This window comes from Thiosocius teredinicola (assembly GCF_002009425.1).
Taxonomy (GTDB): domain Bacteria; phylum Pseudomonadota; class Gammaproteobacteria; order Chromatiales; family Chromatiaceae; genus Thiosocius; species Thiosocius teredinicola.
In genome coordinates, this window is record NZ_CP019936.1 from 4,039,719 (window position 1) to 4,066,200 (window position 26,482).

Here is a 26,482-nt window from a genome sequence, read left to right on the forward strand (position 1 = left end):
GCCATGCCTGAACTGCCCGAGGTCGAAACCACGCGTCGCGGTATCGAACCGCACCTGAGCGGACAGGTGATCAGCGGCGCCGTCGTTCGCCAGCCGAAACTGCGTTGGCCCGTTCCGGATCTCGCCAAGCTACTGGTGCAGCAGCGGGTTCAATCCGTCGAGCGTCGCGGCAAGTATTTATTGCTGCGCTTCAACAACGGTACATTGATCATCCATCTGGGCATGTCCGGCAGCTTGCGCGTGCTGCCCGCGGCCACGGCTGCGCGCGCGCACGACCATGTCGACCTGCAATTCGGTAAACAGTGTCTGCGATTCCACGATCCGCGGCGCTTCGGCGCGATGCTGTGGACCGATAGCGACCCGCTAAAGCATCCACGTCTGTGCGACCTGGGACCGGAACCCCTGTCGGACGCGTTCAACAGTGACTACCTGTACCCGATCGCGCGCAAACGCAACATCGCTATCAAGAGCCTGTTGATGAACGGACACGTGGTGGTCGGTGTCGGCAACATCTACGCGACCGAGGCACTGTTTGCCGCGGGCATTCATCCACAACGCAGCAGCCATCGCATTTCACGCCCTCGGCTCGATCGACTCGTTGTAGAGGTGAAGAAGATACTGAGGTACGCCATCGAACGCGGCGGTACAACGCTACGCGACTTTCTCAACGAATCAGGTCAACCCGGCTACTTTGCGCAGGAGCTGATGGTCTACGGGCGTGCCGGCGAAGCATGTAAGCAATGCGGCAACACCATCAAGACCCGCCAGATCGGTCAACGCGCCAGCGCCTTCTGCCCGACCTGCCAGCACTGACGCGCTCATCGCCCGCAACCCGCGTGCGGTAGACCTTGCGATCAATCCGCGGTTGTTTGCCCGGCGACCGACCGGACGACACTGTGCCCGATCCCGCGCGGGTCCGATGCGGCGGTGACGGTGTTGTCCTGCATGTCCCATTTCACGGCCTGCATATTGCCGTAACCCCGCTGCAAACGATCGATGGTGTGGCCTTTGCGCTCCAGCGTGGCGATCTCAGCGTCCGACAGGCTGCCGGGCTCGACCTGGATCTTGTCGGGCAGGTATTGATGATGGATGCGTCCCCGGCTCACCCAGTCTTCGACCGGCCGTTCGTCGACGGCATCGAGTATTGCCAGCAGCACCATGCTGATGATGCGTGAACCACCGGGCGTACCGACGATCGCGACCATGTCTTCACCCTCGATGAAGGTCGGAGACATGCTCGACAACATGCGCTTGCCCGGCGCGATTGCATTGGCCGCGGTACCGACCAGGCCATACACGTTGGGTACACCCGGCTTGGCGACGAAATCGTCCATCTCGTCATTCAGCAGCACGCCGGTATCGCCGACCACCGTTCCGGAACCGAAGGGATAGTTGATACTGAGCGTCGCCGCGACGCGATTGCCCTGGCGATCGAGGATGGAGAAATGCGTGGTGTCGTGCCCTTCGCCACCCGGCGACCAGACCTCGACACTCGGTGTCGCTGCATCCAGATCGATCTGCTGGGCACGCCGCTGTTGATAGGCCGGATTGGTCAGAAAGGCTACCGGCACGGCGACATGATCCGCATCGCCGAGATAGCGTGCGCGATCGGCATAGGCGCGTCGCATGACCTCGACCAGCACATGTGCGCGTTGTGACGGAAGGGCTTGTTGCAGGCGCTGCGTGTTCAGCATTTGCAGCATCTCGGCCAGCAGGATACCGCCAGACGACGGCAGGCTGGCGCTGACCACGCGATAGCCTTGGTATTCGGTCACGATCGGCCGGCGCTCGACCGTGTGGTAGTCACGCAGATCACGCAGGCTCCAGATGCCACCCGCTTCGCGGACGCCGGCGACCAGGCGCTCCGCAATGTCCCCGGTGTAGAACGCTGCCGCACCACCCTCGGCGATCGCGCGCAGCGTGGCGGCCAGCTGCGGCTGCTTCAGGCGATAACCCTCGGGCGGCACGTCACCCTCCACCAAGTATTGCACCGCAGCTTGATCGGAGGCGCGCAACGCTTCGAGGCGAACACCAGCCATACGACGGTAGGCGCTGTCGACCGGAAAGCCCTCTTCCGCCAATCCGATCGCCGGCGCCAGACTGACCGCCAACGGGAGTCGCCCGTAGTAATTTGCCAAGTGGTCGAGTGCCGCAGGCACGCCGGGAATACCGGCCGCCAAGGCACCGTCGATCGACTTGCGCGGAATGACCTCGCCGTCGCTGTCGAGGTACATGTCGGCGGTGGCCGCCAGCGGCGCGCGTTCGCGCCCATCGATCATCACCTGGTAACCGTCACGCTCGCGGTGCAGCAACCAGAACCCACCACCGCCGATACCGGACCCGTAGGGTTCGACAACCGCCAATGCCGCACTGACCGCAACCGCCGCATCAAATGCATTGCCGCCCGCATCGAGAACCAGCAAGCCGGCCTCGGTCGCCAAGGGATGTGCACTGGCGATCGCCTCGGCCGATGGCGTCGATGCGACCGCGCCCGCCGAGCAGGTGAGCCATAACGCAAAAAGGCTCCACAGAGGAGCCTTTCGCGACCATAAGCGGTGGGCGTAGTCAGGCATTGGCGGCAGTAATACGTTCGTACTTCGCCATCAATTCCTCTTCCGTCTCCGCATGATCCGGATCTTTCGGGATGCAATCGACCGGGCATACCTCCACGCACTGCGAGGTCTCGTAATGGCCGACACACTCGGTGCACAGGTCCGGGTCGATCTCGTAGATCTCATCACCCTGCGTAATCGCGCCGTTGGGGCACTCCGGCTCGCACACATCGCAGTTGATGCATTCGTCAGTAATCATCAAGGCCATGTTGCCTACTCCACAAACATCTATTTTTGATTTGTCAGGCGCAATGCTTGCTCGACAACATGCGTTGCACCTCGGGATGCACGAATTCTGACACATCCCCACCCAGTCGCGCGATTTCCCTCACCAAAGTCGAGGAGATAAAGGCATACCGTTCTGCGGGCGTCAGAAAGATCGTCTCGATATCGGGTGCAAGACGACGATTCATGCTGGCCAGCTGAAACTCGAACTCGAAGTCTGAAACAGCACGCAAACCGCGAATGACGATGCCCGCGTTATGCTCCTGACAGAAATGCACCAACAGCCCCTCGAAAGGCACGATCTCGACATTCGGGATTGCATCGAGGGCGACGCGCGCCAGTTCAACACGTTCAGTCAAACCGCATACCGTGTTCTTCGCGGTATCTTTGGCGACCCCGACGATCACGTGATCAAACAGTCGGGAGGCACGCATCACCAAATCGGCATGGCCATTCGTTATCGGGTCGAAAGTACCCGGGTAGACCGCTCTTTTCATTGCGTTTTGTCAGAACGGGCTCCGCGAACGGATTACCCTTCCCAATCCTCGCTAATAAGTATTGAACTGATCATTCTACCCCGCGATGTTGCGCCGCAACAATCTATGCGCCGATTGCCCGGCTTTTCCTTCGCGGTGAATTGACCATGCAGCCGGCAGGGTTGGCCAGGGCCGTTTCGCATCCTGTTCAAGATAGACCATGGCATGGGAAGTCAACCAACCGTGGGTTTCGAGCAACGCGCAAACCGGCTCGATGAGCGCGTCGGCGAACGGTGGATCGACAAAAACGAGGTCGTAGGGGGCATCGGGCGCGGTCCGCAGCAGCTGTAGGGCATTGCCGTGGATCACCTCGACTCTGTCTTGCTCACCGAGCAACTCGGCGTTGCCGCGCAGACGTTGCGCCGCCGCACGGTGCTGTTCAACTGCACAGAGATAGACCGCACCACGCGACACTGCCTCAAATCCGAGGGCGCCGCTGCCGGCGAATAGGTCGAGACATCGCGAACCGTTGATGTTCGCTTGCAGCCAGTTGAAGAGCGTCTCGCGTACCCGGTCGGGTGTCGGGCGAAGACCGCGACCGGGAATGAACTGCAGACGACGGCCGCGATGGCGGCCGCCGATGATACGAACCTGATTCGCCAACCGTCAGCCGCTGCCGCCGACGATGACCGCAATACCCGCCAGGGCATCGATGCGACGACGAAACGCGTCGCGCACTTTCTCGACGTCTACGGCCGCCATCTTGTCGGTCAGCGTATCCAGCCAATCGAGCGGGTAGTCGTAAAAGCCCATCATCGCCAGATACTCGACGATCTTGCCGTTGCTCGAGATACGCAACGGGAAACCGCCGATCAGGTTCTGCTTGGCTGCTTCCAGTTCTTCTTCGGACGGACCCTGCTCGACGAAGCGGTTCAGCGTCTCGCGCATCACCTTCAATGCCTCGTCGGCCTTCTCGTTCTTGGTCTGTGCAACCATCAGGAACGGGCCATCGACGCGCATCGGGCTGAAGTAGCTGTAGACGCTGTACGACAGGCCACGCTTGTTGCGCACCTCTTCAGCGAGGGTCGACACCAACGAACCGCCGCCCAACACGTGGTTGCCGACGTACAAGGCGATGTAATCCGGATCGTGGCGCGCCATGCCCGCCTGGCCGAGAAAGATATGTGTCTGCGACGACGGAAACTTCTCGCGCAGTTCGGTGCTGTTGACTGGCGGCGGAGGCGGCAGCGCCGGCGCATGCTCACCCGCGGGCAACCCGGCGGTTACACGCTCGGCAATCTGTTCTGCGGCCTCGCGATTGACCGCGCCGACAACGGCGACGATTGCATTACCGGCGACATAGTATTTCTCATGGAACTTTAAGAGGTCATCGCGCGTGATTTCGGCGAGCGACTCTTTATCGCCGTCCGGCGAATGCGCATAGGGATGATTGCCATACAACGCTTCGAAGAAACGTCGCTTGGCCACGCCGCTGGGCGACTGCAAGGTACGCCGCAGGCCGATCTGCATCTGTTGACGGATACGCGCGACCGCGTCATCGGCGAACCGAGGTTTGGCCAGCACCGCCGCGACGCTCTCCAGCGCGACATTCAATACCGCGTCGTCGGTCAGGCTGCGCAGGCTCACCCATGCCATGTCACGCAGCGAACCGTTGCTGAGTTCGATGCCGCGCTCTTCCAGGCGCAGCGCCAAGGCATCGGCATCCCACTCCCCTGCACCCTCGGTCAGCACCGCATTGGTGAATTGCGCCAGACCCGGCAGTTCGCCGTCACGCGCACTGCCGGCATCGAACACGACGCGCACGTCGACCATCGGCAGATCGGGGGCATGCACATACATCACCTTGGTACCTGCCGGCGTCTGCCAGGATTCGACCTTCGGTCCCGCGTAGACATAACCGCAGAAGAAAACTACGGCGACCAACAACCAACGCTTAGCTACCATGACGACCTCCCATCGAGGTGACCGCACGTGGCTGCGTTTGCTCCATCGGTAACGGCACCAGGGTTGCCACCGTCAGGTTGCTGTCCACCAGGTAACGCTGCGCCACCGTGCGCACCTGCTCCGGCGTAACCGCCTTGAGTTTATCGATCTCGGTCTTGATCAGACGCCAGTCCAGGCCGATCGTCTCGAGCATGCCGATCTCGGTCGCCTGGTAGAACAAGGAGTCCGCCTGATACACCTTGGCGGCAACCGCCTGCGTGACGACGCGCTGCAACTCAGCCTGATCGATCAGTTCATTGCGTAGCTTGGCGATCTCACCGCGCAGTTCCCCTTCGAGATCGGCAAGCGTGTGTCCGTCGGTCGGCGTACCATCGAGCAACAGCATACCGGGTAGACGGCTGTAAGCGCCGTACTCGGCGCCGGCCGAAGCCGCGATACCGCCGCCCCTGACCAGGTCACGCGACAAGCGTGCGCTACTGCCACCATCGAGCACGCTGGACAGAACGTACAGCGCATAGGGCTCCCATTCCTCTTCGGCCTGCCCAACCATCGGTGTCTTGTAGCCCATCAGCAGATAAGGCTGCTGCGCCGGCACTTTGACCTCGACCCGCGTCTCACCACTCTGTTCAGGCTCTGCCGCCGGCTTCAGTGGCGGGATATCGCTGCCGCGCAATGGCCCGAAATGACGCTCCGCCATCGCCATGACCTCGTCCGGCTGAACATCGCCGACCACCACCAGCGTGGCGTTGTTCGGCGCGTACCACTTGCGGTACCAGGCGGCCAGATCGTCCAGTGTCATGTGATCCAGGTCATTCATCCAACCGATCACCGGATTGCGATAAGGCGATGCGCGCCACGCAACGGCGTTGAACTGTTCGTACACCTTGCCGGTCGGCTTGTCTTCGGTGCGCAGGCGACGCTCCTCCTTGACCACCTCGATCTCTTTGGCGAACTCGTCGGCATTCAGCAGCAGGTTACGCATGCGGTCGGCTTCGAGTTCCAAGGCTTTTTCGAGGTGCTCGACCGACAGCGTTTCGTAATACGCCGTGTAGTCCCGGCTGGTAAACGCGTTCTCTTCACCACCGAGGGCCGATACCGTCTTCGAGAACTCGCCCGGCCCCACCTGCTCGGTACCCTTGAACATCATGTGCTCGAGGGCATGTGAAACGCCGGTGACGCCATCCGGCTCATAGCTGGAACCCACCCGGTACCAGACCTGGCTGACCACGACCGGCGCCCGGTGATCTTCCTTGACGATCACTTTCATACCGTTGCCGAGCTTGAACTCGCTGACTTGTGCAATGGCCGGCAGACAGGCGACGGCCAACACGGCGAACATGAATCGGGAAAAGACTGTCGTTGTCATCAAGGCTCCAGGGTGCGGCGGCAGCGGTACGGGTGGTACGATGCGCTGCGTCATTTATTTAAGTTGTATTCGCCGTGGCGGATGGCGATTCTGGCAAGTCAGCCGATCGGCATCAACCGCCCAGGCGTGAGTATCCTGCGCAAATCGACCACCAGGTTGCGCGACAGTTCCCACAGACGGAAACAATGTTCGGATTCGGCAGAAACAAAAACCCGGAAAAACCCGCAGAAAAGGCAGCAGAAGAAGACAAGCCTAAAGGCTTGTTCTCGCGCCTGCGTGCCGGCCTTGCACGCACGCGGGCGAACCTCAGCGACGCCCTCGGCGACCTGCTCAGCGGCAAGCGGCAGATCGATGACGACCTGCTCGAAGAGCTCGAAACCCTGTTGCTGACCGCGGATGTCGGGGTCGATGCCACACGGCGCATCATCGACGACCTCACCGCGCGCGTGCGGCGCAAGGAACTCGCCGACCCCGAGGCACTCGGCGCGGCGCTGCGCAGCCAGTTGACCGATATCCTGCAATCGATCGATGCACCGGTTAAACAGCCGGCGGCGGGACGCCCACAGGTCATCCTGATGGTCGGCATCAACGGCGCCGGCAAAACCACAACCATCGGCAAGCTGGCGCGTCGCCTCAAAGAAGAAGGCCAGAGCGTGATGCTGGCGGCCGGCGATACCTTTCGCGCCGCGGCCGTCGAACAGTTGCAGACCTGGGGGGAACGCAACGGCATTCCGGTGGTCGCCCAGGCGACGGGTGCCGATGCCGCATCGGTTATCTACGATGCACTTGAAGCTGCAACGGCGCGCAAGGTCGACGTGCTGATCGCCGATACCGCCGGCCGCCTGCACACCAAGAGCAACCTGATGGACGAACTGACCAAGATCAGCCGCGTCATGAAAAAGATCGACCCCGAGGCGCCGCACGAGGTGATGCTGGTGGTCGATGCAGGCACCGGTCAGAACGCGCTCAACCAGGCGGTGGAGTTCCATCAGGCGGTCGGCCTGACCGGTATCACATTGACCAAGCTCGACGGCACGGCCAAAGGCGGCATCATCTTCGCCATCGGCGATCGCGTCGGCGTGCCGATCCGTTTTATCGGTGTCGGCGAGTCGATCGAAGACCTGCGACCGTTCGATGCGGGCGAGTTCGTCAAGGCGCTGTTTGAATAAGGAACGGGCACTGACGCAGTGATTCGCTTCGATAATGTCGCCAAGCGCTATGCCACGGGCCACGAAGGCCTGTCGGGGGTAGACCTGCATCTCGAACCCGGCGAGATGGCCTTCGTCACCGGCCATTCAGGCGCCGGCAAAAGCACCCTGCTCAAGCTGATCGGCCTGCTCGAACGCGCCACGCGCGGCCAGGTCTGGGTCAACGGCCGCAACCTGAACAAGCTCAAGAATCGCGATGTGCCCTACCACCGTCGCGAGGTCGGCATGATCTTCCAGGATCACCGGCTGCTGCACGATCGCACCGTGTTCGACAATATCGCGCTGCCGCTGGTGGTCGCCGGCATGGGTCACGGCGAGATTAAGCGCCGGGTTCGCGCGGCGCTCGACAAGGTCGGTCTGCTGAAGAAAGAGAAGGTGTTCCCGATTACCCTGTCCGGGGGCGAACAGCAGCGCGTCGGTATCGCGCGTGCACTGGTCAGCAAGCCGCCGGTTCTGCTGGCCGACGAACCAACCGGCAACCTCGACCCCGACTTGTCGCGTGAGATCATGGAACTGTTCCTGCAGTTCAATCAGGTCGGCGTGACGCTGTTGATCGCCACCCACGATGTCGAACTGGTCGACCGACTGGGTAAACGCATCGTCAACCTGCGTAACGGCCGGGTTGCCGCCGATACCGGCGACGAGGCGGACGACTGATGGCCGGCCGCAAAAAGAGCAGCGGATTCAAACGCAACCGCAGCCCGAGCACCTGGCTGCTGCGGCACGCACAGATGTCGCTGGCTTCGCTCGGCCGCTTGAGCAGGAGCCCGGTCAGCACACTGATGACCGCAGCGGTGATCGGCATCGCGCTGGCGCTGCCGAGCGGCCTGCACCTGATGGTCGACAACGTGCGCGGCATCAGCAGTACCTGGGAAGGCAGCGCGAGTATCTCGCTGTTCCTCAACGAAGCGGTCAGCAACGAACAGGCCGAAGCCGTGCGTGCCCAGGTCGCCCAGCGCGGCGATGTGGCGGAAACGCGCCTGATCGACCGTGACAAGGCGCTCGCCGAGTTCCGCACCCTGTCGGGATTCGGCGAAGCGATCGAACTGCTCGACAGCAACCCCCTGCCGCCCGTGGTGATCGTGCGCCCGAGCGAGAATGTGCAAGGTACCGAAGCCGTCGGCCGCATGGCGGATGAGCTGCAGGCCTACCGCGAGATCGACATCGCCCAGGTCGATCTGCAGTGGGTTGCGCGCCTGACTGCGATCACCGGCACGATCGAACGTGCGGTGATGATCCTCGCCGCCTTGCTCGGCGGCGCCGTGCTGCTGATCGTCGGCAACACCATCCGCCTCGAAATCCAGAATCGGCACAGCGAGATCGAGATCGTGAAACTGGTCGGCGGCACCGACGCCTTCATCCGCCGCCCGTTCCTCTACGAGGGTCTGTGGTACGGCCTGCTGGGTGCCACGATTGCGCTGTTGCTGGTGCTGATCTCGCTGTATCTGCTCGCCGGCCCGGTGCAACGTCTCGCAGGCCTGTACGAATCGGATTTCTCCCTCGCGTTGATCGACCCACTCAGTCTGGCCGGCGTGTTGCTCGGCGGTCCGCTGCTCGGCCTCGCCGGCGCCTGGCTGGCGGTCGGTCGCCATCTGGCCGACGTGCAACCCGAATAACTAGGCCGGGCGGTGCCGCGGCCTGGGTGACATCCTTCGCACATCCGCACTAAACATTTCGCAGAAGGGCCCGTTAAGGCGCTGAGCGTTCGCGCGATACCCGTCCGAGCGGGTCGAGCGCCACAATATATTTAATATTGATATCAAATAGTTAGACAACCGGCGGAACTTTGACGCCTGGTTAGCACTCTTACCCGCGGACTGCTAAAATGCACTAGCAGTCGAAAAATCAGAGTGCTAAATTCAGGCTAGGAAGAGGATTTGGGTAACAGACCTATGAGCAATCAACTTGCGATACCGATGACGCTACCGACCGGCAATATGGATGCCTATATCGGGGCGGCTTTTCAACTGCCGATGTTGTCGGCGGAGGAAGAGCACGATCTCGCTGTGCGCCTGCGCGACCAACAGGATCTGGACGCCGCGCGCCAATTGGTCATGTCACACCTGCGTTTCGTCGTACGCATTGCCCGCGGCTACAACGGCTATGGCCTGCCGCAGAACGATCTTATCCAGGAAGGTACGGTCGGCCTGATGAAGGCCGTGCGGCGCTTCGACCCGGACATGGGCGTACGCCTCGTGTCGTTCGCCGTGCACTGGATCAAGGCCGAGATCCACGAATACATCCTGCGCAACTGGCGCATCGTCAAAGTGGCGACGACCAAAGCGCAGCGCAAGCTGTTCTTCAATCTGCGCAGTGCGAAGAAGCGTCTCGGATGGTTCTCGCAACAGGAAGTCAACCAAGTCGCCGAGGATCTTGGGGTTAAACCCGAAACCGTGGTTGAAATGGAGTCGCGCCTGTTGAACTACGATGTCGCGTTCGATGGCGCAGATGCCGACGATGACGACAGCACCAGCTTTGCACCGGCCGCCTACCTGCCCGACCTGCGGCACGAGCCGTCGATCATGCTCGAAGATGCGGATAGCGCCGAATCGGAGCGCGATGGCCTGTATTCAGCGCTCGAATCGCTGGACGACCGCAGTCGCGACATCCTGCAGCGCCGCTGGCTGAACGAAAGCAAAGAGACGTTGCACGAGCTGGCGGATGAGTACGGCGTGTCGGCCGAACGTATTCGTCAGATCGAGGCGGCCGCAATGAAGAAGCTGCGCAGCAAACTCGCCGCCTGATCGGCCAAGACCAAAACCCCAACAAACAAACGCCCGCAGCCTGCGGGCGTTTTCATCTGTGCCGAGGGGAAACTCAGCCGGCGAGAATGACCGAAAAGAAACTCAACCAGGCCATCACGATCAAGGCGATGACGACGGTCATGGCGAAATTGTCAAAGCTGAACACTGGATCTCTCCTTCATTTGTAGCGTTGTCATTTCCCCTCATTCCCCTTTTTTGTCTACCGGCTCGTCATCCGACGCTTCGGCCGGATTTTCGAGCTGTTTCGTTTTTTTTGCATTGCCCGGAATCTTCGGGTCATCGTCATCCATCAGGATGCGATGCGCCGGACCTTCCAGGTCATCATATTGTCCGGTGCGCACCGTCCACAGAAAGAACACGATCGCTACCGCCATGAGGCCCACGGCAAGTGGGATGAGCAGGTACAGAATCGTCATCTTTCTAGTCGGCCTTCAATCTGAGCGCGTTGAATACCACCACCAACGAGCTGAACGACATCCCGATGGCAGCCATCCACGGCGCCACCATTCCGGCGGCAGCCAGCGGCACGGCGGCAATATTATACAGAATTGCCCACGCCAGATTCTGTTTAATGACCGTCCGCGTCGCGCGCGCCTTGCGAACCCCGTCGGGAAGCGCGCTCAGCCGCTCCGACAGCACCACCATGTCGGCGCTTGCATGCGCCAGCTGCGCACCCTGCCCCATTGCAATCGACACGTCGGCACCAGCCAGCACCGGGGCATCGTTGACCCCATCGCCGACCATCGCCACCCGGTGTCCTGCGGCCTGCAGCTCGCGCACCCGGTCGAGCTTGCCGTCCGGACGCATACCGGCAGATGCTTCGCTGACGCCCAATTGATCGGCGACGCGCTTGACCGCGCCGGCGACGTCGCCACTCAATATCTCTACCTGGAGGCCCAGTTCTTTCAGGCGCTGGATCGCCACATCGGCATCCGGGCGTAACTCGTCGCGCAGTTCAAACCGCGCCAGAATGCCCTGCTCGTCACCCAGGTAGACCTCGGTACCGAACCCGTCGCCCGGTAGCGGCACAGCCGAGTTGCTCAATTCAGCAACATAGGCGGCATTGCCGATTCGATAACGGCGGGATTCGATTACACCCTGCATACCGTGCCCGGGAAGATTGGTCAGGTCGGTCGGTCGCAACTTGTGACTGGCGCGCGATACCAGGGCCTTGCCAACCGGGTGCTCCGAACCACTCTCCAGGGCCGCGGCCAGATCCAGCGCTCGGGTACGATCGATGCCACGGTCGTTCAACAGCTCGACCTCGGCAAGCTGAAGGATGCCGCGGGTCAGCGTGCCGGTCTTGTCGAACAGGATATGGGTTGCCTGCGCCAGGCCCTCCAGGGCGTGACCGCGGGTGGTCAGCAGTCCCAGCCGGGTCAACGCCCCCGACGCCGCGGTAATCGCGGTCGGTGTCGCCAGCGATAGCGCGCAGGGACAGGTCACGACCAATACCGACAGCGTGATCGCGAACGCGTGCTCCGGGGCGTGGAAATACCAGAAGGTCGCCACCAGCGTCGCGACGATCAGCAAGACGCCGACGAACCAACCGGCAACGCGATCGGCGAGCCGCGCGACGCTCGGCTTTTCCGCCTGCGCGCGATCGAGCAGGCGAACGATCGCCGATACCAGCGTGTCTTCCCCAACCTTTTCGACCTTTAGCAGCAGCGGGCTTTCGACATTGACACTGCCGCCCACCAGCTCGTCGCCCACCTGGCGCGGACGCGGCAGGCTCTCGCCGGTAAGCAGCGACTCGTCGACCGAGCTACGACCGTCGATGACATTGCCATCGGCCGGAATGGTTTCGCCGGGACGCACCAGCACACGATCACCCGGGGCCAGCTCGGAAACGGCGACCACGACCTCTTCGTCAGCATCGTTCAGCCGCGTGGTGGTCGCCGGCAGCAGTTTGACCAACTCTTCGGCGGCCTCGCCGGCGCGGTGACGTGCACCCATCTCGAGGTAGCGGCTGGCCAGCAGGAAAAACGCGAACATGCAGACCGAGTCGAAGTAGACCTCGCTGCCACCGAATACCGTCGACCAGACACTGGCAGTGAAGGCGCCGCCGATCGCCAGCGACACCGGCACTTCCATGCTCAATTGACGCCGCCGCAGATCGCGCCACGCGGTGCGGAAAAAACCGGCTGCCGAATACGCCACCACCGGCAAGGTAAGCAGCAGACTGACCCAGCGCATGAACACGCGCAAGTCCGCTTCCATGCCACTGTAGTCGCCGGCATACATCGCGATCGCCAGCATCATGACCTGCATGGCACCCAGGCCGGCTACTGCAAGACGCCGCAGCGCAGCGGATTTCTCTTTCTTGTTGACCGCTTCCTGGCGACCGGGATCGAAAGGATGGGCGACGTAACCGATCTCGGTGATCGCCTTGAGGATGTCCGACAGGTGGATCTTGCTGTCGTCCCAGCGCACGCGTGCGCGGTGGGTGCTGTAATTGACGGCGAAGTCGACAACACCGGGTAGCGCGTTCACATGGCGCTCGTTCAGCCACACGCAGGCAGCACAGGTAATGCCTTCGAGGATCAGGGAGGCGGTCTTGACCGACGCGTCGTCGATCTCGACGAAACTCTGCTGCAATGCCGGCTGGTCGTACAGGTCAAAACGCTGCAGCGCCTCGGGGACCAGGTCTTCCGGTCGACGCGAAGGTGACTCGCGGTGCTTGTAGAAAGACGTCAGGCCACCATCGACGATGGCCTGCGCAACGGCCTGGCAGCCGTGGCAACACATCTCATGCGACTCGCCATCGATTGTGACCTTGTAGTCGGCCCCGTCGGGCACCGGCAGACCACAGTGATAACAATCGGCCATCGACGCCACCCGGTTCAACCGTGGCCTGCGGCGCCGCCCACCAGGGTCTCCGCCCGGATTTCGTGCAGGTCTTCGCCGCGTCGCACTTGCAACACCAGGTCCCACAATCCCTGCAGCGGCATTTTCAGATCGACCCGGTATTCGCCGGGACCGGTTTCGTGCATCTCGAATTCGAAGTCATCACGGCTGTTCGACGCCCGCAGGAATCGACCGGAAACGTCGGCCCCGCTGATTGGGGAGCCCTGCTTGTCGGCAACGGTCACCATGAAGGTTGCATTCTGCCCGACGACGGGTTTGTACAACCACCCCTTTCTCACCTGCCAGCCGCGCTGGTGCTGCTCCTCGACCTGGCGCAGATACGCGTTGTACTGCGCCTCTTTCTCTTGGAAATCGTGAGACACCGTGCCGGGAAAACGCGAGTCGACCACCTCCGCCTCTTCCGGCTCCGGCAGGATCCTGGCGAACAGGCCGGTGATGCCGCGCTCGGCCACACCCAGAAAAATCACGTTGGTGATGATGACCATCACGAAGAATCCGACGATCAGTGCCGGTGCCCAGTGCCAGCCGCGCCCGACGCGGCTGCCGATCATGCCCAGGCCGTAGGCGGTGGTCAGGTAGATCGCCAGATGAATGGCGAAGATGTCGGCACCCGGCCACGTCAGGATCGCCCACGGCACATAGGCAAGCACCACCAGCAGACCGATCGCCATGGCCGAGGCCTTGCCGTCGAGGCGGAACACGCGGTGCAGCAAAATGTACAGCAACACCTCGCCGAGCACGCCACCGCCGATCGTGGCCAACATCATTGAGGCGGACATCGTCATTTTTCGGGTACGTAGAACACGCTTTGCGCTTTGAACGGCTGCAGCTCGGGTGCGTTCTGCGGCTCGACAATCAGATAGAAGGGATGGCTGTGGCCATCGAATTCCTTCGGCATCGCACGCACCTTGGCTGCCAATCTCAGGCGCTGTTCGGGTCGCAGGCTGATCTCGGTGAACTGGCCGAAATCGAGATCCGCTCCCTCGGGCAGACCTTCCGCGCGGAATCGCAGGGTCAACGTCTTGTTGGTCTTGTTGTTGAGTTTGACCTCATAGCTGTTCTGGATTCGGCCATCCGACAGGCGCACGTAGATCGGCTGACGCTCCTGTGCCACCGTCATGTCGAACGGCACCTGATGCGACACGCTCCAGCCCAACAGACCGATCGCCACCACCAGCACGGCGGCATAACCGATCACCTTCGGACGCAGCCAGCGCGCCTGCACGCCGGTGTCTTCTTTGCGCTGCGACGTGTAGCCCACCAGGCCGCGCTCCCAGCCCATCGAATCCATGATGGTGTCGCAGGCATCGACGCACAGGGCGCAGGAGATGCATTGGATCTGCAGACCGTTACGGATGTCGATACCGGTCGGACAGACCTGCACGCAATAGCCGCAGTCGATGCAATCGCCGACGCCCGCCTCGGTGCGCGCTTCCTTGGTCTTGAGCGTCTTGCCGAGCTTCGAGCGCCCTTTATCACCTTCACCACGCTGGGCGTCGTACGACACGATCAAGGTGTCCTTGTCGAACATCACCGCCTGAAAGCGCGCATAGGGGCACATGTAGGTGCATACCTGTTCGCGCGCGATACCCGCCATGACATAGGTGGTTGTGGTGAGGAACAGCGTCGTGGCGTAAGCGGCAAACGGTGCCTGACCGGTGAAGAACTGCTGGACCAGCTCTGGCGCGTTGCCCCAGTAGAGCACAAAGGTAAGCCCGGTCATGAAGGCCACCAGCAGCCACAGCAGATGAGTGAGGCCCAGCTTCACGATCTTGGCCGGCCCCCAAGGCGCCTTCGCGAGTCGGATACGCGCCGGCCGTTCGCCCTGCACCAGGCGTTCGATCAGGATATAGACGTCGGTCCACAACGTCTGAAAACAGAAGTATCCGCAGAACACGCGCCCCGCCAGACCAGTCACGAAGAACAGCAGGTAGGCAGCGATCATCAGCAGGCCGGCCAGCCAGAAGATGTCCTGCGGGTGGACGACGAGATCGAACAGATAGAACTTGCGCCCGACCAGGTCGAACAGCACAGCCTGGTCACCACCGGCCTCACGCTCCCAGTGCAGCCATGGCAGCAGGAAGTAGACACCATAGGCCAATGCCAGTACGCCCCATTTCAGGCGACGAAAACGGCCGCTGACCGAACGCGGATAGATATGGGTACGCGCGGCGTAGAGATCGGATTGGTTGTCGCTGTCGTTCATCGGGTGTGCTCGGTTATCGCGCGTTCAACGCTGTACTACAGTTTTTTGCGCACGCGAAACTGCCTCAAAAACCCCACTGCCGCCATGACAAACGTCACTCTCCACAACCAGAAAAAGGCCGCGAACGGCCTTTTTCAAGATCACCCGAATTGAACGATCAGCCACCAAGGCTGTTCACATAGGCGGTCAGTAGCTTGATCTCGGTATCGTCCAGACGACCGCTCCATGCCGGCATTTGGCGCTGAATGCCACCACGGATCACTTTCTTGACTGCTTCGAGTTTGCCGGCATCATCCACGGCACCAGGCACATCGGCGACCGTCCAGATCTGATCGGTCAGATTGGCTGCACCCTGCGAATGCATACCCTTGCCCGACTCGGTATGACAGTAGTAGCAGCCACCTTCTTTGCCCTGGAAGATCGCTTTACCGGCTTCCGCCTTGGCCATATCAGCGCTGGAGCCAGACAGGCTCAACACGTAGCTGGCGACCTGCTCAACCTGCTCATCGCTCAGCACCTCGCCGAACGCTGGCATGAAGCCGTTGCGGCCAGCGCGGATGGTCTGCTCGATCTGCTCCGTGCTACCACCCCACAGCCAGGCGTCGTCGCCGAGGTTGGGGTACAGGCCCAACTTGAGCGGCGCACCACCAATGCCGTGACAAGCCGCGCAGTTGTCCGCAAACAATACCTTGGCGGTTGAACGCATGAAGCCGGACATCTCCGGGTCGGATTCGATCTGCGCATACGAAGCGGCAGCCACCTTCTTCATGTATTCCTGCTGTTTGAGCGTCTCGCTGCCGGTCTGCATCTCTTCGATCAGCTCGGCGCGCGTGTTCCAGTGCGTGGTCACCTCTTCGCCGTTGGCTTGGTAGGTGACCGAACCGATACCCTTGGTGAAGGAGCTGGCGATCGGCCAGGCCGGATACCAGATCCAGTAGATCACGGCGAACACGACGGTCGCGTAGAACGTCCACAACCACCAGCGCGGCAGCGGGTTGTTGAATTCCTGCAGGTCACCGTCCCAGGCATGGCCAGTGGTCTGTACAGCTTTACCTTGGTTTTGATCAGCCATTGTCTGAATCCTTATCTCTTTTGTCGCCCGCCTCGTCATCGTCGAGGAAGGGGATGTTCTTGTACGACTCGAGGCGCTTGGCGCGCTTCTTACCGGTGAACACGTAGATCAGAATGCCGACGAAGGTCACGAAGAAAATCACCAGCGCCAACGGCTTGGTGTTTTCCATCTGCGACAACCATTCGAGCATCTGACGTATCCCCTAACCGACCGACGAGGTCACGTGATAATCAACGAAATTCCGCGAAGTAGCCTTCGTCGTACTTGGTGAAATCGACCATGGTGCCGAGCACCTGCAGGTAGGCCACCAAGGCATCCATCTCGGTCAGGCGGCTGCGGTCGCCGTCCCAGTTTTCGGCCTGGGCCTGCTTCAGCAGGTTGATTTCAGCACGATGGATGTCGAGATTCTCAGCGACCTCTTCACCAAACTGTTCGACGTTCGCCTTGTACTCTTCTTCGGTATCCGAGTACGGCACGCCGACGGCCTTCAGCGCACGCATGCGATCACCGACATCGGCGTAATCGAGCTCGTTCTGCAACAGCCAGGGATAGCTCGGCATGATCGAGGTATCGACGACGTCGCGCGGATTATTCAGATGCTGGGTGTGCCAGGCATTCGAATACTTGCGACCAACGCGCGCCAGATCGGGACCGGTACGCTTCGAACCCCATTGAAAGGGATGGTCGTACTGCGACTCTGCTGCCAAAGAATAGTGGCCATAACGCATGTCTTCGTCACGGAACGGACGGATCATCTGCGAATGGCAGGTATAGCAGCCCTCGCGCACATAGATGTCGCGACCGCGCTGTTCCAGCGGGGTGTAGGGACGCACCCCTTCAACCTTCTCGATCGTGTCCTTGATGTAGAACAGCGGCACGATTTCGACCAGGCCACCGATCGAGATCGCGATCAGGGTCAGCACGGTCATCAGACCGGCATTGATTTCAATACTTTCGTGAGTGAGTTTCATTAGTTACAGCCCCTTACACGCCGGCCTTGGCCATCTTGGCGGCAATCTTCGCCTCCAATGCAGCCTGTTCCTGTTTGCCGGCACGGATGGTCATGGCGACGTTGAGCACCATGATCAAAACACCGGACACGAAGAACACGCCGCCCAACATACGTACTACCAGCGGCCAATGCATGAACTGCACCGATTCGATGAAGGTGTACGCGAGGTTGCCGTACTCATCGAAGGCACGCAGCATCAGGCCCTGGCCGATACCCGACACCCACATCGATGCGATGTACAGCACGATACCGATGGTCGCCAGCCAGAAATGCACGTACACCAGCTTGGTGCTGTACAGACGGGTTTCATACAGGCGCGGAATCAGGTGATAGAACGAACCGAACGAGATCATCGCCACCCAGCCCAATGCGCCGGAATGCACGTGACCAACGGTCCAGTCGGTGTAATGCGACAGGGCGTTGACGCTCTTCAGCGACATCATCGGACCTTCGAAGGTCGACATGCCGTAGAACGACAAGGCAGTGATCAGGAACAGCATGATCGGGTCGGTACGCAGCTTTTCCCAGGCACCGGACAAGGTCATGATGCCGTTGATCATGCCGCCCCACGAAGGCAACAGCAGCAGGATCGAGAACGCAGCCGCCAGCGACGACGTCCAGTCAGGCAGTGCGGTCCAGTGCAGATGGTGACCACCGACCCACATGTACATAAACGACAGTGCCCAGAAGTGCACGATCGACAGACGGTATGAATAGATCGGACGACCCGCCTGCTTCGGTACGAAGTAGTACATCATGCCGAGGAAGGCAGCCGTCAGGAAGAAGCCAACCGCGTTGTGTCCGTACCACCATTGGGTCATGGCGTCCTGTACGCCCGAGAACAGGCTGTAGGAGTACGGGCTGAAGAAGCTGACCGGCACCGCGAGGTTGTTGAAGATGTGCAGCAATGCGGTCGCCAGGATGAACGCGAGGTAGAACCAGTTCGCCACGTAGATGTGCGGCTGTGAACGACGACGCAGGGTACCGAGGAAGACGATCGCATACATCACCCAGGTCACGGTGATGAGCAGATCGATGTACCACGGAAATTCGGCGTACTCGCGGCCTTGGGTGATGCCGTTGACGTAGCCGATGACGCCGAGCAACACGGAAAGCTGCCAGCCCCAGAAGGTCATATTGGCCATCACATCGCTGAACAGGCGCGCCTGGCTGGTGCGCTGAACGACGTAATAAGAAGTTGCAAACAACGCGCTGCCACCGAAACCGAAGATGACCAGCGTGGTGTGTACCGGACGCAGACGACCGAAGGTGATCTCGGCGGTGTCGAAATTCAGGAAGGGAAATGCCAATTCAGCGGCGATGTAGGTACCCGCGGTCATGCCAAGCAGACCCCAGACAAGCGCCATAATGGCGAACTTCTTGACGATGTCGTAGTTGTACTGCGTTGTTGCAGCAGCGGTAGATTGCACCATGTTTACACCTCTGGCTGACCCAAAACCAACACGCTGCCCGGTACCGCCCTTGCGTCCAAGCGACCAACGTGAAGCGACAATATTGACGTTAACCCTTGCGAATCGCGCGACCTTCGGAACCTGCAGCCGCAAACTTGGTCTCTATCAGCGAACCTACCGATAGAGCGCCGTTGTCGACGACAGCGCGACATTCTGAGGACGAGCAATCCCGAAGCGGCCGGATAGTAGCCGACGGCAGAATATTAGTCAATTCTTATGGTAGTGCGCGCCGCAAAACCATGGCGCGCAAGCTTAGAGGAAAAGTGGCGATCTGTCCGTTGCGAAGCCCAATACAAAATATGGGCAGATGGCCCTATGTAACACCGGGTTGTTCGCCGCTATGCCAATCGCGACGCAGTGCGTGACAGCTTGGGACGGAAACCGCCGTCAATCAATCAATAGAATCATCTGCGGCACATAATGATCGATCAACAACAGGGCGAACAACGCCATCAGGTAGATGATCGAATAGCCGAAGGTGCGCATCGGCATCCGCGGATCGTCATCGATGAACAGTCGGACGGCGTAATATAGGAAACCCAGTCCCAGCACCAGGGCTCCCCCCAGGTACAAACCACCGCTCATACCGTAGCCATACGGCAGCAGGGTGACGACCAACAGCAACACGGTGTACAGCAGGATTTGCAGGCGAGTGAAATCGGAACCGTGGGTTACCGGCAACATCGGCATATCAACCTTGCGGTATTCCTCGGCGCGATGAATTGCCAGCGCCCAGAAGTGCGGCGGCGTCCAGGTGAAAATAATCAGGAACAGCAACAAGGCACCCGGATCGACGCTGCCGGTCACCGCCGTCCACCCCAACACCGGCGGCGCCGCACCCGCTGCACCACCGATCACGATATTCTGCGGCGTAGCGCGCTTCAGATACATGGTGTAGATCACCGCATAGCCGATCAACGACAGGAACGTCAGCATGGCGGTCAAGGTGTTGACCAGCAGGGCCAGCATCAGCATCGCCACCGCGCCGATCAGCAGCGCGAAGGTCAACGCATCGCGGGTGCTGACCGCGCCTTGCGGTAACGGCCGCCCACTGGTGCGTCCCATGATCGCGTCGATCTTGCGGTCGACCACGTGGTTGATCGCCGCCGCGGACGCGGCCGCCAGACCGATGCCGAGCGTGCCGAACAGCAGCGCTTCCAGCGGCACCATGCCCGGGGCAGCGAGCAACATGCCCACTACCGCGGTGAACACGATCAACAAAACCACGTTCGGTTTACACAGCGCCAGGTAGTCGCGCCAGCCGGCGTGGTGGGTCGTCTTTAGTGCGGTCGTTGCCATAGTCGGTAGTTCACATAAACGAGAGAGACAAGCAGCAGCGCGGCGACACCGTTGTGTGCCGTCGCCACCCCCAAAGGCAGATGCATTACCACATTGCCGATACCCAATGCGATTTGGGTCAGCAACAGGACACCCACCAACATCGCCGAGCCGGCCAGCCCGCCGGCCGAACGCAACAGTTTCACCACCAGCCACGCCAGATACAGGAACGTGACCAGTGCGCCGATGCGATGGGTATAGTGGATCGCGGTACGTGCCGGGCTATCCAGCACGCCGTATTCATAGTTCACGCCGAGCCCGCGCCACAGTACGAAGCCCTCTTTGAAATCCATGTCGGGCATCCAACTGCCCTGGCACATCGGAAAATCCGGGCACGATACGGCCGCGTAGTTTGAACTGGTCCACCCACCGAGGGCGATCTGCGCGACCAACACGATCACACCGATTGCACCGGCGAGCCGCCAGTCACCCGTAGTGGGTTTCGGTCGCGCCGGCGCGGTGCGCAACGCCAACAGCACCAGCAAGGCAAAGGTCGCAAAGCCACCGAGCAGATGCGACATCACCACGACCGGCTTGAGCAGCAGCGTTACCGTCCACATGCCGAGCGCCGCCTGAAACACCACCAGTGCCAACAGGAATGTCGGCAGCCACACCGGCTGGTCGGGGTCGCGCCGCCGGCGCACCCAGGCCCAGACCGCGATTGCCAGAATGCACAAACCGAGCGTGCCGGCAAAGTAGCGGTGCACCATCTCTTTCCAGCCCTTTTCCGGCTCCAGGGCTCGCTGCTCGAGATAGTGTTTTTCGACAACGTGTTCTTCACTCTCGGGCACGGTCAGGTGGCCGTAACACCCGGGCCAATCGGGGCAGCCGAGGCCGGCGTCGGCCAGTCGCGTGTAGGCACCCAGCAGGATGACGGCGAAGGCGAGAAGCGCGGCAAGAATGGTGAAGCGATGAAAGGCCATGTTGTTACCCGATCTGCGAAATCTTCAACAGCTTCTGAAGATCCTTCATCATGCCCTTGGCCGGCACGTCGAGATCGTAAAACATCATCAGATTACCCAACGGGTCGACCAGAAAATACTGCTCGCCCGACGGCGCGAATCCATCGCCCTCAAAAGTCTGTATCAAGGCATCTGCTTCACTGGCGCGCACCACCCAGTGCAGATCGGCATGCTGCTTTGCCAGACGTGACGCGAATTCGGCGCTCGGCTGGTTGGCAAGCACCAACAGGCGCTGCACACGCGGCATATCCTTGTTCATTGCAACGCGAATCTGGCGCGTCAGATAGAGTTGCTCCTCGCAGCGTTTGTCGCAGTCACCGGGCGCGAAGACGACATACGTCCAACGACCACGCAGGTCTTGGTCGACCAACGGTGTGCCATCCGCTTTGTGCAGACCACCGATCTGCAGCGGACGCGCAGGAGAGACCAGCGTACCGGCGTTGGTGGTCGCATCGACGCCGTGCTCACCCAGGTATTGCCAAGCGATCCACGCAGATACCGGCGGAATCAGAAAGAGCACGAATATCAACACCAACTGAACACGACTACGCCGCCGCTGGTGCTGCTCAGACATTGGCATGTGTTTCTCCATCGTCCCGATCACGCCGCGTATTCACTCCTATGTAGATGATCAACAAGGCAACGGCCAGACCGAACCATTGCACCGCATAACCCAGATGTTTTTCCGGCCCCATTTCGGGAATCGGCGACCAGTCGTACTGCAGGCCGCCGGGCTGCCCTTCATCGATTACCAACGCATAGCGCAGCAGATCGACGCCTTTCTCATTCGCCAATGCCGCGATATCCAGCGACTGCACGACAACCCTGTCGGCCACACTGCTGAGCGGCACCTCGCCGATCACCAGGCCGACCGATGCAGGCGAGTCGAATCGTCCCTGCAGCGTGACTGGCTCGCTCGTCACTTCCAGCCTTGGCAGGTATTGGCGTGAAGCGCCAACCGAAACCCACCCACGGTTGACCAGCAAGGTCGCCTGATCGTCGCCATCCACTCGAAACGGGGTGAATACGTGGTATCCGGCCTGGCCATGGTAGGTGCGGTTGTCGAGCAACCATTGCTGCTCGCGCAGATAGCGTCCACGAACGACGGCCGGACGATAACGATCGCTTTCGCCGAGCTGCGTGTAACGATCGACGCGCAACACTTGCGCAACCTCGGTTTCGGCGCGTCGCTCGACCAGGCTCTGCTTCTGCTTGGCGCGATCCATCTGCCAAGCGCCGAGGCCGAGCAACACCGGAAAGACCAACACGAAGGCCACGCTCGGCCAGAGGTTTGGCGCAAACCGGTAACGTCCGAACTGCAACGACAGGAACGCCATAGATCAAGCGACTGCTATACTGCCGCGGCATAAAGAGGGGAAGACATCGTGTGGATCAAGATCATCATCGTGCTCGCATTTATCGGCATCATCGCCAGTCTCGGTTCCGGCCTTTACTATCTGGTCAACGATAAAGGCGATTCCCGCCGCACCTTGCGTGCACTCACCCTCCGCATCGGCCTGTCCGTTGGTCTTTTCGCCTTTTTGATGTTGTTGATCGGTCTCGATGTGATCGAGCCGCATGGTGTTTTACCCAACCCGGCAGCGTCATCTGCCCCTCAACAATGAACAACGGGTTATCGAGGAACCGGACAACCCGGTTCCTCTGCACACCGTTTACAACACGTAAACAAATATAAATAGGCCCAACCAGACCACGTCGACGAAGTGCCAATACCAAGCCACGCCTTCGAAGGCGAAATGGTTATCCGGCGAGAAGTGTCCCTTGGCCGCACGGATGGTAATAACGATCAGCATAATGGTACCGATCGTGACGTGCATACCATGGAAACCCGTCAACATGAAGAACGTCGAACCGTAAATGCCTGAACCCAGCGTCAGGTTCAGTGCTTGGTAAGCGTGTACGTACTCATAGGCCTGAAAACCCAGGAACACCACACCAAGCAGAACGGTAGCCGCCAACCAGAGTACGGTTTTGCTCTTGTCATTGGCCTTCAATGCCCAGTGCGACAGCGTGATGGTCACACCTGAAGTCAACAGCAACAGGGTGTTGATCGCGGGGATACCCCACGCACCCATCGTTTCGAATTCACCGCCGACATTGCCGGGGCCGTTGGTCGGCCAGGATTCGCCGAACCCGGTCCACAGGTATTCATGCGTGGAGAAATCGCCACCGAGCAGCCACGGCACCGACAGCACACGCGCATAGAACAGTGCGCCGAAGAATGCGGCAAAGAACATTACCTCGGAGAAGATGAACCACATCATGCCCTGACGGAACGAACGGTCGACCTGCTCGTTATAGGCACCTTTGAGGCTTTCGCGAATCACGGTGCCGAACCAGCCGAACATCATGAACACGACCATGGCCAGGCCGACAAACAAAGTCATCTGCCCCGACGCGTTGCCGTTGAACCAGTTCGCCGCCCCGATCACACCGACCGTGAGCGCGACACTCGCAACGATTGGCCAGTGACTGCCGTGTGGCACGTAATAATGGTCACTACTTGCGTGTGCCATGTCTCCCCCTCGTTTGTGTAATTCGTTCAGTTACCGATCTTTTTACTGCGGCCCGAACAAACAGCCCTTCGAGCATCAATTCATTGCAACCTGCGTGACGTCGAACACCGTGTAAGAAAGCGTCAGCGTATGCACATCTTTCGGAATGTTCGGATCGACGATAAACCGCAGCGGCATATCCTTGGTTTCACCGGCAGCGAGCGGCTGCTGATTGAAACAGAAGCATTCGGTCTTATTGAAATAGCGACTCGCCTTGGTCGGCGCGACGCTTGGCACGGCCTGCCCCACCATCTTGTGCCCGGTCGGATTGCTCGCGGTAAACGCCGTCGCATAGATCTGGCCGGGATGCACTTGCATGGTTTTGACGACCGGGGCGAACTTCCACGGCATGCCCATATTGTTGTTTGCAACAAACTGCACTTTGATCGTGCGCGACAGATCGGGCGTGTACCGCTCTACCACAGCGGCCTCGTCGATCCTGCCGGTCTTGCCGTTCAGGCCGGTGATCTCACAGAACACATCGTATAGCGGCACCAACAGGTAACCGAAACCGAACATCGCGACGGCTACGATGGCGACGCGTGCGAACGAACGGTTGTTACGTGTCTGCTGCCCGGTCATCTGGTCAGTCTGCTTTGCCCATGGACAGATACATACCCATCACGAAGAAACCCAGGGCGATGGCGCCGAGAATCAATGCCAGGCGAATGTTCGATTTCGACTTGTCGTCAGTTTGTTGCATAGCGAACCTACTGCTTGAGATCTCTGCGCCTGTGCGCAGAGATCTCGCGATCATCACTTGACCTGCGGAGCGTCAGTGAAGCTGTGATACGGCGGCGGTGACGGCAAGGTCCACTCCAGACCATGCGCACCTTCCCAAACCTGGTCGGTGGCTTTTTCGCCACCACGGATGGTTTTGATCACAAGGTAGGCAAACATCAACTGCGACAGGCCGAACACGAAGCCACCGATCGAAGAGATGACGTTCCAGTCGGTAAACTGGACGGAGTAGTCCGGAATACGACGCGGCATGCCGGCCAGCCCGAGGAAATGCTGCGGGAAGAACAACACGTTGACCGAGATCGTCGAGATCCAGAAATGCATCTTGCCGAGCTTCTCGTCGTACATATTGCCGGTCCACTTCGGCAGCCAGTAGTAGGCAGCAGCCATGATCGAGTACACGGCGCCCGTCACCAGCACGTAGTGGAAGTGCGCGACGACGAAGTAGGTATCGTGGTACTGGAAGTCGGCCGGCGCGATCGCCAGCATCAGGCCCGAGAAACCACCGATCGTAAACATGATGATGAAACCGATGGCGAACAACATCGGTGTCTCGAAGGTCATCGCCCCCTTCCACATGGTCGACACCCAGTTGAACACCTTCACCCCGGTCGGCACGGCGATCATCATGGTGGCGTACATGAAGAACAATTCACCGACCACCGGCATACCCACCGTGAACATGTGGTGCGCCCAAACGATAAACGACAGGAAGGCAATCGACGCGGTAGCGTAGACCATCGAACTGTAGCCGAACAGCGGCTTGCGGGCGAAGGTCGGCACGATCGCCGAGATGATGCCGAATGCCGGCAAAATCAGGATGTACACCTCGGGGTGACCGAAGAACCAGAAGATGTGCTGGTACATGACCGGGTCACCGCCGCCGGCCGCACTGAAGAAGCTGGTGCCGGCGAACTTGTCGGTCAGCAACATGGTGACCGCGCCCGCCAGTACCGGCATGGTCGCGATCAGCAGATAGGCTGTGATCAGCCAGGTCCACACGAACAGCGGCATCTTCATCAGGGTCATGCCAGGTGCGCGCATGTTGAGGATGGTCACCACGACGTTGATCGAACCCATGATCGACGAGATACCCGCCAAGTGGATGGCGAAGATCATGAACGGAAAGCCATCACCCATCTGCAATGACAACGGCGGGTAGATGGTCCAACCGGCCGCCGGGCCGCCACCAGCCATGAAGAAGGTCGACAGCAGCAGCGAAAACGCGAACGGCAGGATCCAGAACGAGAAGTTGTTCATACGCGGCAGCGCCATGTCCGGCGCACCGATCATCATCGGGATCAGCCAGTTGGCCAGGCCGGTGAAGGCCGGCATAACCGCGCCGAAGATCATGACCAGCGCGTGCACGGTGGTCATCGAGTTGAAGAACTGCGGATCAACAACCTGCATACCCGGCTGGAACAGTTCCGCACGGATCACCATGGCCATCGCGCCGCCGATGAAAAACATCAGCAGGGCGAACAGCAGGTAGAGCGTGCCGATATCCTTGTGGTTGGTCGTCGTAACCCAACGCATCAGGCCCTTGGCCGGCCCGTGATCGTGATGATCGTCGTGAGTTGCTGTAGCGGTACTCATCGTAGACTCTCCCAATGTAATT

At 60.4% G+C, this 26,482-nt stretch carries 27 protein-coding genes; 6 read left to right on the forward strand and 21 right to left on the reverse strand.

The genetic code is table 11. The features are described 5' to 3' along the window. Nucleotides 1–3 precede the first annotated feature (3 nt). Complete coding sequence (gene mutM, locus B1781_RS19140) at nt 4–813, forward strand: bifunctional DNA-formamidopyrimidine glycosylase/DNA-(apurinic or apyrimidinic site) lyase (protein ID WP_078121190.1); 810 nt, start codon at nt 4–6, stop codon at nt 811–813. A 41-nt stretch (nt 814–854) separates the two neighbouring features. Here the strand turns inward: mutM and ggt are convergent, their stop codons facing one another. The 6 genes from ggt to B1781_RS19170 all read right to left on the reverse strand — a co-directional run bounded on the left by ggt (nt 855) and on the right by B1781_RS19170 (nt 6,644). Then, entirely contained in the window at nt 855–2,573 is a 1,719-nt protein-coding gene (gene ggt / locus B1781_RS19145; protein WP_078121191.1) for a gamma-glutamyltransferase, read from the reverse strand. Then, entirely contained in the window at nt 2,566–2,820 is a 255-nt protein-coding gene (locus B1781_RS19150) for a YfhL family 4Fe-4S dicluster ferredoxin (protein WP_078121192.1), read from the reverse strand. The genes ggt and B1781_RS19150 overlap by 8 nt, the downstream gene beginning before the upstream one ends. A gap of 34 nt (nt 2,821–2,854) precedes the next feature. Beyond that, on the reverse strand, nt 2,855–3,334 hold the full coding sequence (gene coaD, locus B1781_RS19155) for a pantetheine-phosphate adenylyltransferase (protein WP_078121193.1): 480 nt from the start codon (nt 3,332–3,334) through the stop codon (nt 2,855–2,857). A 75-nt stretch (nt 3,335–3,409) separates the two neighbouring features. After that, nucleotides 3,410–3,976 (reverse strand): 16S rRNA (guanine(966)-N(2))-methyltransferase RsmD, encoded by a 567-nt coding sequence (gene rsmD / locus B1781_RS19160; protein ID WP_078121194.1) that lies wholly within the window; start codon nt 3,974–3,976, stop codon nt 3,410–3,412. 3 nt (nt 3,977–3,979) lie between these two features. Then, nucleotides 3,980–5,278, reverse strand: coding sequence for a M16 family metallopeptidase (locus B1781_RS19165; protein ID WP_078121195.1), 1,299 nt, complete (start codon nt 5,276–5,278; stop codon nt 3,980–3,982). Further along, on the reverse strand, nt 5,268–6,644 hold the full coding sequence (locus tag B1781_RS19170) for a M16 family metallopeptidase (protein WP_078122140.1): 1,377 nt from the start codon (nt 6,642–6,644) through the stop codon (nt 5,268–5,270). The genes B1781_RS19165 and B1781_RS19170 overlap by 11 nt, the downstream gene beginning before the upstream one ends. A gap of 185 nt (nt 6,645–6,829) precedes the next feature. On the opposite strand from B1781_RS19170, the gene ftsY reads away from it, so the two are divergent. The 4 genes from ftsY (at nt 6,830) to rpoH (ending at nt 10,596) form a co-directional block, all read left to right on the forward strand. Continuing rightward, nucleotides 6,830–7,813 (forward strand): signal recognition particle-docking protein FtsY, encoded by a 984-nt coding sequence (gene ftsY, locus B1781_RS19175; protein WP_078122141.1) that lies wholly within the window; start codon nt 6,830–6,832, stop codon nt 7,811–7,813. Between the two features lie 18 nt (nt 7,814–7,831). After that, complete coding sequence (gene ftsE, locus B1781_RS19180) at nt 7,832–8,509, forward strand: cell division ATP-binding protein FtsE (protein ID WP_078121196.1); 678 nt, start codon at nt 7,832–7,834, stop codon at nt 8,507–8,509. Beyond that, a complete protein-coding gene (gene ftsX / locus B1781_RS19185) occupies nt 8,509–9,468 on the forward strand; it encodes a permease-like cell division protein FtsX (RefSeq protein ID WP_078121197.1) in 960 nt (319 codons plus the stop codon). Before ftsE ends, ftsX begins: the two co-directional genes overlap by 1 nt. A 276-nt stretch (nt 9,469–9,744) precedes the next feature. Beyond that, a complete protein-coding gene (gene rpoH, locus B1781_RS19190; RefSeq protein ID WP_078121198.1) occupies nt 9,745–10,596 on the forward strand; it encodes an RNA polymerase sigma factor RpoH in 852 nt (283 codons plus the stop codon). Nucleotides 10,597–10,799: 203 nt separating this feature from the next. On the opposite strand, the gene ccoS is transcribed toward rpoH, so the two are convergent. The 12 genes from ccoS to B1781_RS19250 form a co-directional block, all read right to left on the reverse strand. Then, complete coding sequence (gene ccoS, locus B1781_RS19195; protein ID WP_078121199.1) at nt 10,800–11,033, reverse strand: cbb3-type cytochrome oxidase assembly protein CcoS; 234 nt, start codon at nt 11,031–11,033, stop codon at nt 10,800–10,802. A gap of 4 nt (nt 11,034–11,037) precedes the next feature. Next, a complete protein-coding gene (locus tag B1781_RS19200) occupies nt 11,038–13,446 on the reverse strand; it encodes a heavy metal translocating P-type ATPase (protein ID WP_078121200.1) in 2,409 nt (802 codons plus the stop codon). Nucleotides 13,447–13,460: 14 nt separating this feature from the next. Next, nucleotides 13,461–14,264, reverse strand: coding sequence for a FixH family protein (locus B1781_RS19205; RefSeq protein WP_164513469.1), 804 nt, complete (start codon nt 14,262–14,264; stop codon nt 13,461–13,463). Nucleotides 14,265–14,266: 2 nt separating this feature from the next. Then, nucleotides 14,267–15,691, reverse strand: coding sequence for a cytochrome c oxidase accessory protein CcoG (ccoG, locus tag B1781_RS19210; protein WP_078121202.1), 1,425 nt, complete (start codon nt 15,689–15,691; stop codon nt 14,267–14,269). A gap of 157 nt (nt 15,692–15,848) precedes the next feature. Beyond that, nucleotides 15,849–16,763, reverse strand: a complete 915-nt coding sequence (gene ccoP / locus B1781_RS19215) for a cytochrome-c oxidase, cbb3-type subunit III (protein WP_078121203.1) — start codon at nt 16,761–16,763, stop codon at nt 15,849–15,851. Further along, a complete protein-coding gene (locus B1781_RS19220) occupies nt 16,756–16,953 on the reverse strand; it encodes a cbb3-type cytochrome oxidase subunit 3 (RefSeq protein ID WP_078121204.1) in 198 nt (65 codons plus the stop codon). Before B1781_RS19220 ends, ccoP begins: the two co-directional genes overlap by 8 nt. A 40-nt stretch (nt 16,954–16,993) precedes the next feature. Next, on the reverse strand, nt 16,994–17,734 hold the full coding sequence (gene ccoO, locus B1781_RS19225) for a cytochrome-c oxidase, cbb3-type subunit II (protein ID WP_078121205.1): 741 nt from the start codon (nt 17,732–17,734) through the stop codon (nt 16,994–16,996). A 13-nt stretch (nt 17,735–17,747) separates the two neighbouring features. Beyond that, nucleotides 17,748–19,208, reverse strand: coding sequence for a cytochrome-c oxidase, cbb3-type subunit I (gene ccoN / locus B1781_RS19230; RefSeq protein WP_078121206.1), 1,461 nt, complete (start codon nt 19,206–19,208; stop codon nt 17,748–17,750). A 426-nt stretch (nt 19,209–19,634) separates the two neighbouring features. Then, complete coding sequence (gene cyoE, locus B1781_RS19235; protein WP_078121207.1) at nt 19,635–20,546, reverse strand: heme o synthase; 912 nt, start codon at nt 20,544–20,546, stop codon at nt 19,635–19,637. Continuing rightward, a complete protein-coding gene (locus tag B1781_RS19240) occupies nt 20,528–21,508 on the reverse strand; it encodes a COX15/CtaA family protein (RefSeq protein WP_078121208.1) in 981 nt (326 codons plus the stop codon). Before B1781_RS19240 ends, cyoE begins: the two co-directional genes overlap by 19 nt. 4 nt (nt 21,509–21,512) lie before the next feature. Continuing rightward, nucleotides 21,513–22,127: an SCO family protein gene (locus B1781_RS19245; RefSeq protein WP_125932180.1), complete on the reverse strand. Its 615-nt coding sequence runs from the start codon at nt 22,125–22,127 to the stop codon at nt 21,513–21,515. Next, entirely contained in the window at nt 22,114–22,884 is a 771-nt protein-coding gene (locus tag B1781_RS19250; protein WP_078121210.1) for an SURF1 family protein, read from the reverse strand. The genes B1781_RS19245 and B1781_RS19250 overlap by 14 nt, the downstream gene beginning before the upstream one ends. Before the next feature lie 48 nt (nt 22,885–22,932). On the opposite strand from B1781_RS19250, the gene B1781_RS19255 reads away from it, so the two are divergent. After that, the gene (locus B1781_RS19255) at nt 22,933–23,172 is read left to right on the forward strand and encodes a twin transmembrane helix small protein (protein ID WP_125932181.1); all 240 of its coding nucleotides are present in this window, start codon (nt 22,933–22,935) and stop codon (nt 23,170–23,172) included. A 48-nt stretch (nt 23,173–23,220) separates the two neighbouring features. Here B1781_RS19255 and B1781_RS19260 read toward each other — a convergent pair whose 3' ends face one another. The 3 genes from B1781_RS19260 to ctaD all read right to left on the reverse strand — a co-directional run bounded on the left by B1781_RS19260 (nt 23,221) and on the right by ctaD (nt 26,460). Beyond that, complete coding sequence (locus B1781_RS19260; RefSeq protein ID WP_078121211.1) at nt 23,221–24,084, reverse strand: cytochrome c oxidase subunit 3; 864 nt, start codon at nt 24,082–24,084, stop codon at nt 23,221–23,223. Nucleotides 24,085–24,159: 75 nt separating this feature from the next. Beyond that, complete coding sequence (locus tag B1781_RS19265) at nt 24,160–24,705, reverse strand: cytochrome c oxidase assembly protein (RefSeq protein WP_078121212.1); 546 nt, start codon at nt 24,703–24,705, stop codon at nt 24,160–24,162. Nucleotides 24,706–24,879: 174 nt separating this feature from the next. Next, nucleotides 24,880–26,460 (reverse strand): cytochrome c oxidase subunit I, encoded by a 1,581-nt coding sequence (gene ctaD, locus B1781_RS19270; RefSeq protein ID WP_078121213.1) that lies wholly within the window; start codon nt 26,458–26,460, stop codon nt 24,880–24,882. Nucleotides 26,461–26,482 lie beyond the last annotated feature (22 nt).

Excerpts from the sequence above, each read along its gene's own strand:
- ccoO (WP_078121205.1), bottom strand. The coding sequence starts at position 17,734 with ATGAAACTCACTCACGAAAGTATTGAAATCAATGCCGGTCTGATGACC.
- B1781_RS19240 (WP_078121208.1), bottom strand. The coding sequence starts at position 21,508 with ATGGCCTTTCATCGCTTCACCATTCTTGCCGCGCTTCTCGCCTTCGCC.
- ggt (WP_078121191.1), bottom strand. The coding sequence starts at position 2,573 with ATGCCTGACTACGCCCACCGCTTATGGTCGCGAAAGGCTCCTCTGTGG.
- ccoS (WP_078121199.1), bottom strand. The coding sequence starts at position 11,033 with ATGACGATTCTGTACCTGCTCATCCCACTTGCCGTGGGCCTCATGGCG.
- B1781_RS19200 (WP_078121200.1), bottom strand. The coding sequence starts at position 13,446 with ATGGCCGATTGTTATCACTGTGGTCTGCCGGTGCCCGACGGGGCCGAC.
- B1781_RS19205 (WP_164513469.1), bottom strand. The coding sequence starts at position 14,264 with ATGTCCGCCTCAATGATGTTGGCCACGATCGGCGGTGGCGTGCTCGGC.
- B1781_RS19260 (WP_078121211.1), bottom strand. The coding sequence starts at position 24,084 with ATGGCACACGCAAGTAGTGACCATTATTACGTGCCACACGGCAGTCAC.
- ccoG (WP_078121202.1), bottom strand. The coding sequence starts at position 15,691 with ATGAACGACAGCGACAACCAATCCGATCTCTACGCCGCGCGTACCCAT.
- ftsX (WP_078121197.1), top strand. The coding sequence starts at position 8,509 with ATGGCCGGCCGCAAAAAGAGCAGCGGATTCAAACGCAACCGCAGCCCG.
- ccoN (WP_078121206.1), bottom strand. The coding sequence starts at position 19,208 with ATGGTGCAATCTACCGCTGCTGCAACAACGCAGTACAACTACGACATC.
- B1781_RS19265 (WP_078121212.1), bottom strand. The coding sequence starts at position 24,705 with ATGACCGGGCAGCAGACACGTAACAACCGTTCGTTCGCACGCGTCGCC.
- rpoH (WP_078121198.1), top strand. The coding sequence starts at position 9,745 with ATGAGCAATCAACTTGCGATACCGATGACGCTACCGACCGGCAATATG.
- ctaD (WP_078121213.1), bottom strand. The coding sequence starts at position 26,460 with ATGAGTACCGCTACAGCAACTCACGACGATCATCACGATCACGGGCCG.
- ftsY (WP_078122141.1), top strand. The coding sequence starts at position 6,830 with ATGTTCGGATTCGGCAGAAACAAAAACCCGGAAAAACCCGCAGAAAAG.
- B1781_RS19150 (WP_078121192.1), bottom strand. The coding sequence starts at position 2,820 with ATGGCCTTGATGATTACTGACGAATGCATCAACTGCGATGTGTGCGAG.
- B1781_RS19245 (WP_125932180.1), bottom strand. The coding sequence starts at position 22,127 with ATGCCAATGTCTGAGCAGCACCAGCGGCGGCGTAGTCGTGTTCAGTTG.
- B1781_RS19250 (WP_078121210.1), bottom strand. The coding sequence starts at position 22,884 with ATGGCGTTCCTGTCGTTGCAGTTCGGACGTTACCGGTTTGCGCCAAAC.
- ccoP (WP_078121203.1), bottom strand. The coding sequence starts at position 16,763 with ATGGCTGATCAAAACCAAGGTAAAGCTGTACAGACCACTGGCCATGCC.
- cyoE (WP_078121207.1), bottom strand. The coding sequence starts at position 20,546 with ATGGCAACGACCGCACTAAAGACGACCCACCACGCCGGCTGGCGCGAC.
- mutM (WP_078121190.1), top strand. The coding sequence starts at position 4 with ATGCCTGAACTGCCCGAGGTCGAAACCACGCGTCGCGGTATCGAACCG.
- B1781_RS19170 (WP_078122140.1), bottom strand. The coding sequence starts at position 6,644 with ATGACAACGACAGTCTTTTCCCGATTCATGTTCGCCGTGTTGGCCGTC.
- coaD (WP_078121193.1), bottom strand. The coding sequence starts at position 3,334 with ATGAAAAGAGCGGTCTACCCGGGTACTTTCGACCCGATAACGAATGGC.
- B1781_RS19220 (WP_078121204.1), bottom strand. The coding sequence starts at position 16,953 with ATGCTCGAATGGTTGTCGCAGATGGAAAACACCAAGCCGTTGGCGCTG.
- B1781_RS19165 (WP_078121195.1), bottom strand. The coding sequence starts at position 5,278 with ATGGTAGCTAAGCGTTGGTTGTTGGTCGCCGTAGTTTTCTTCTGCGGT.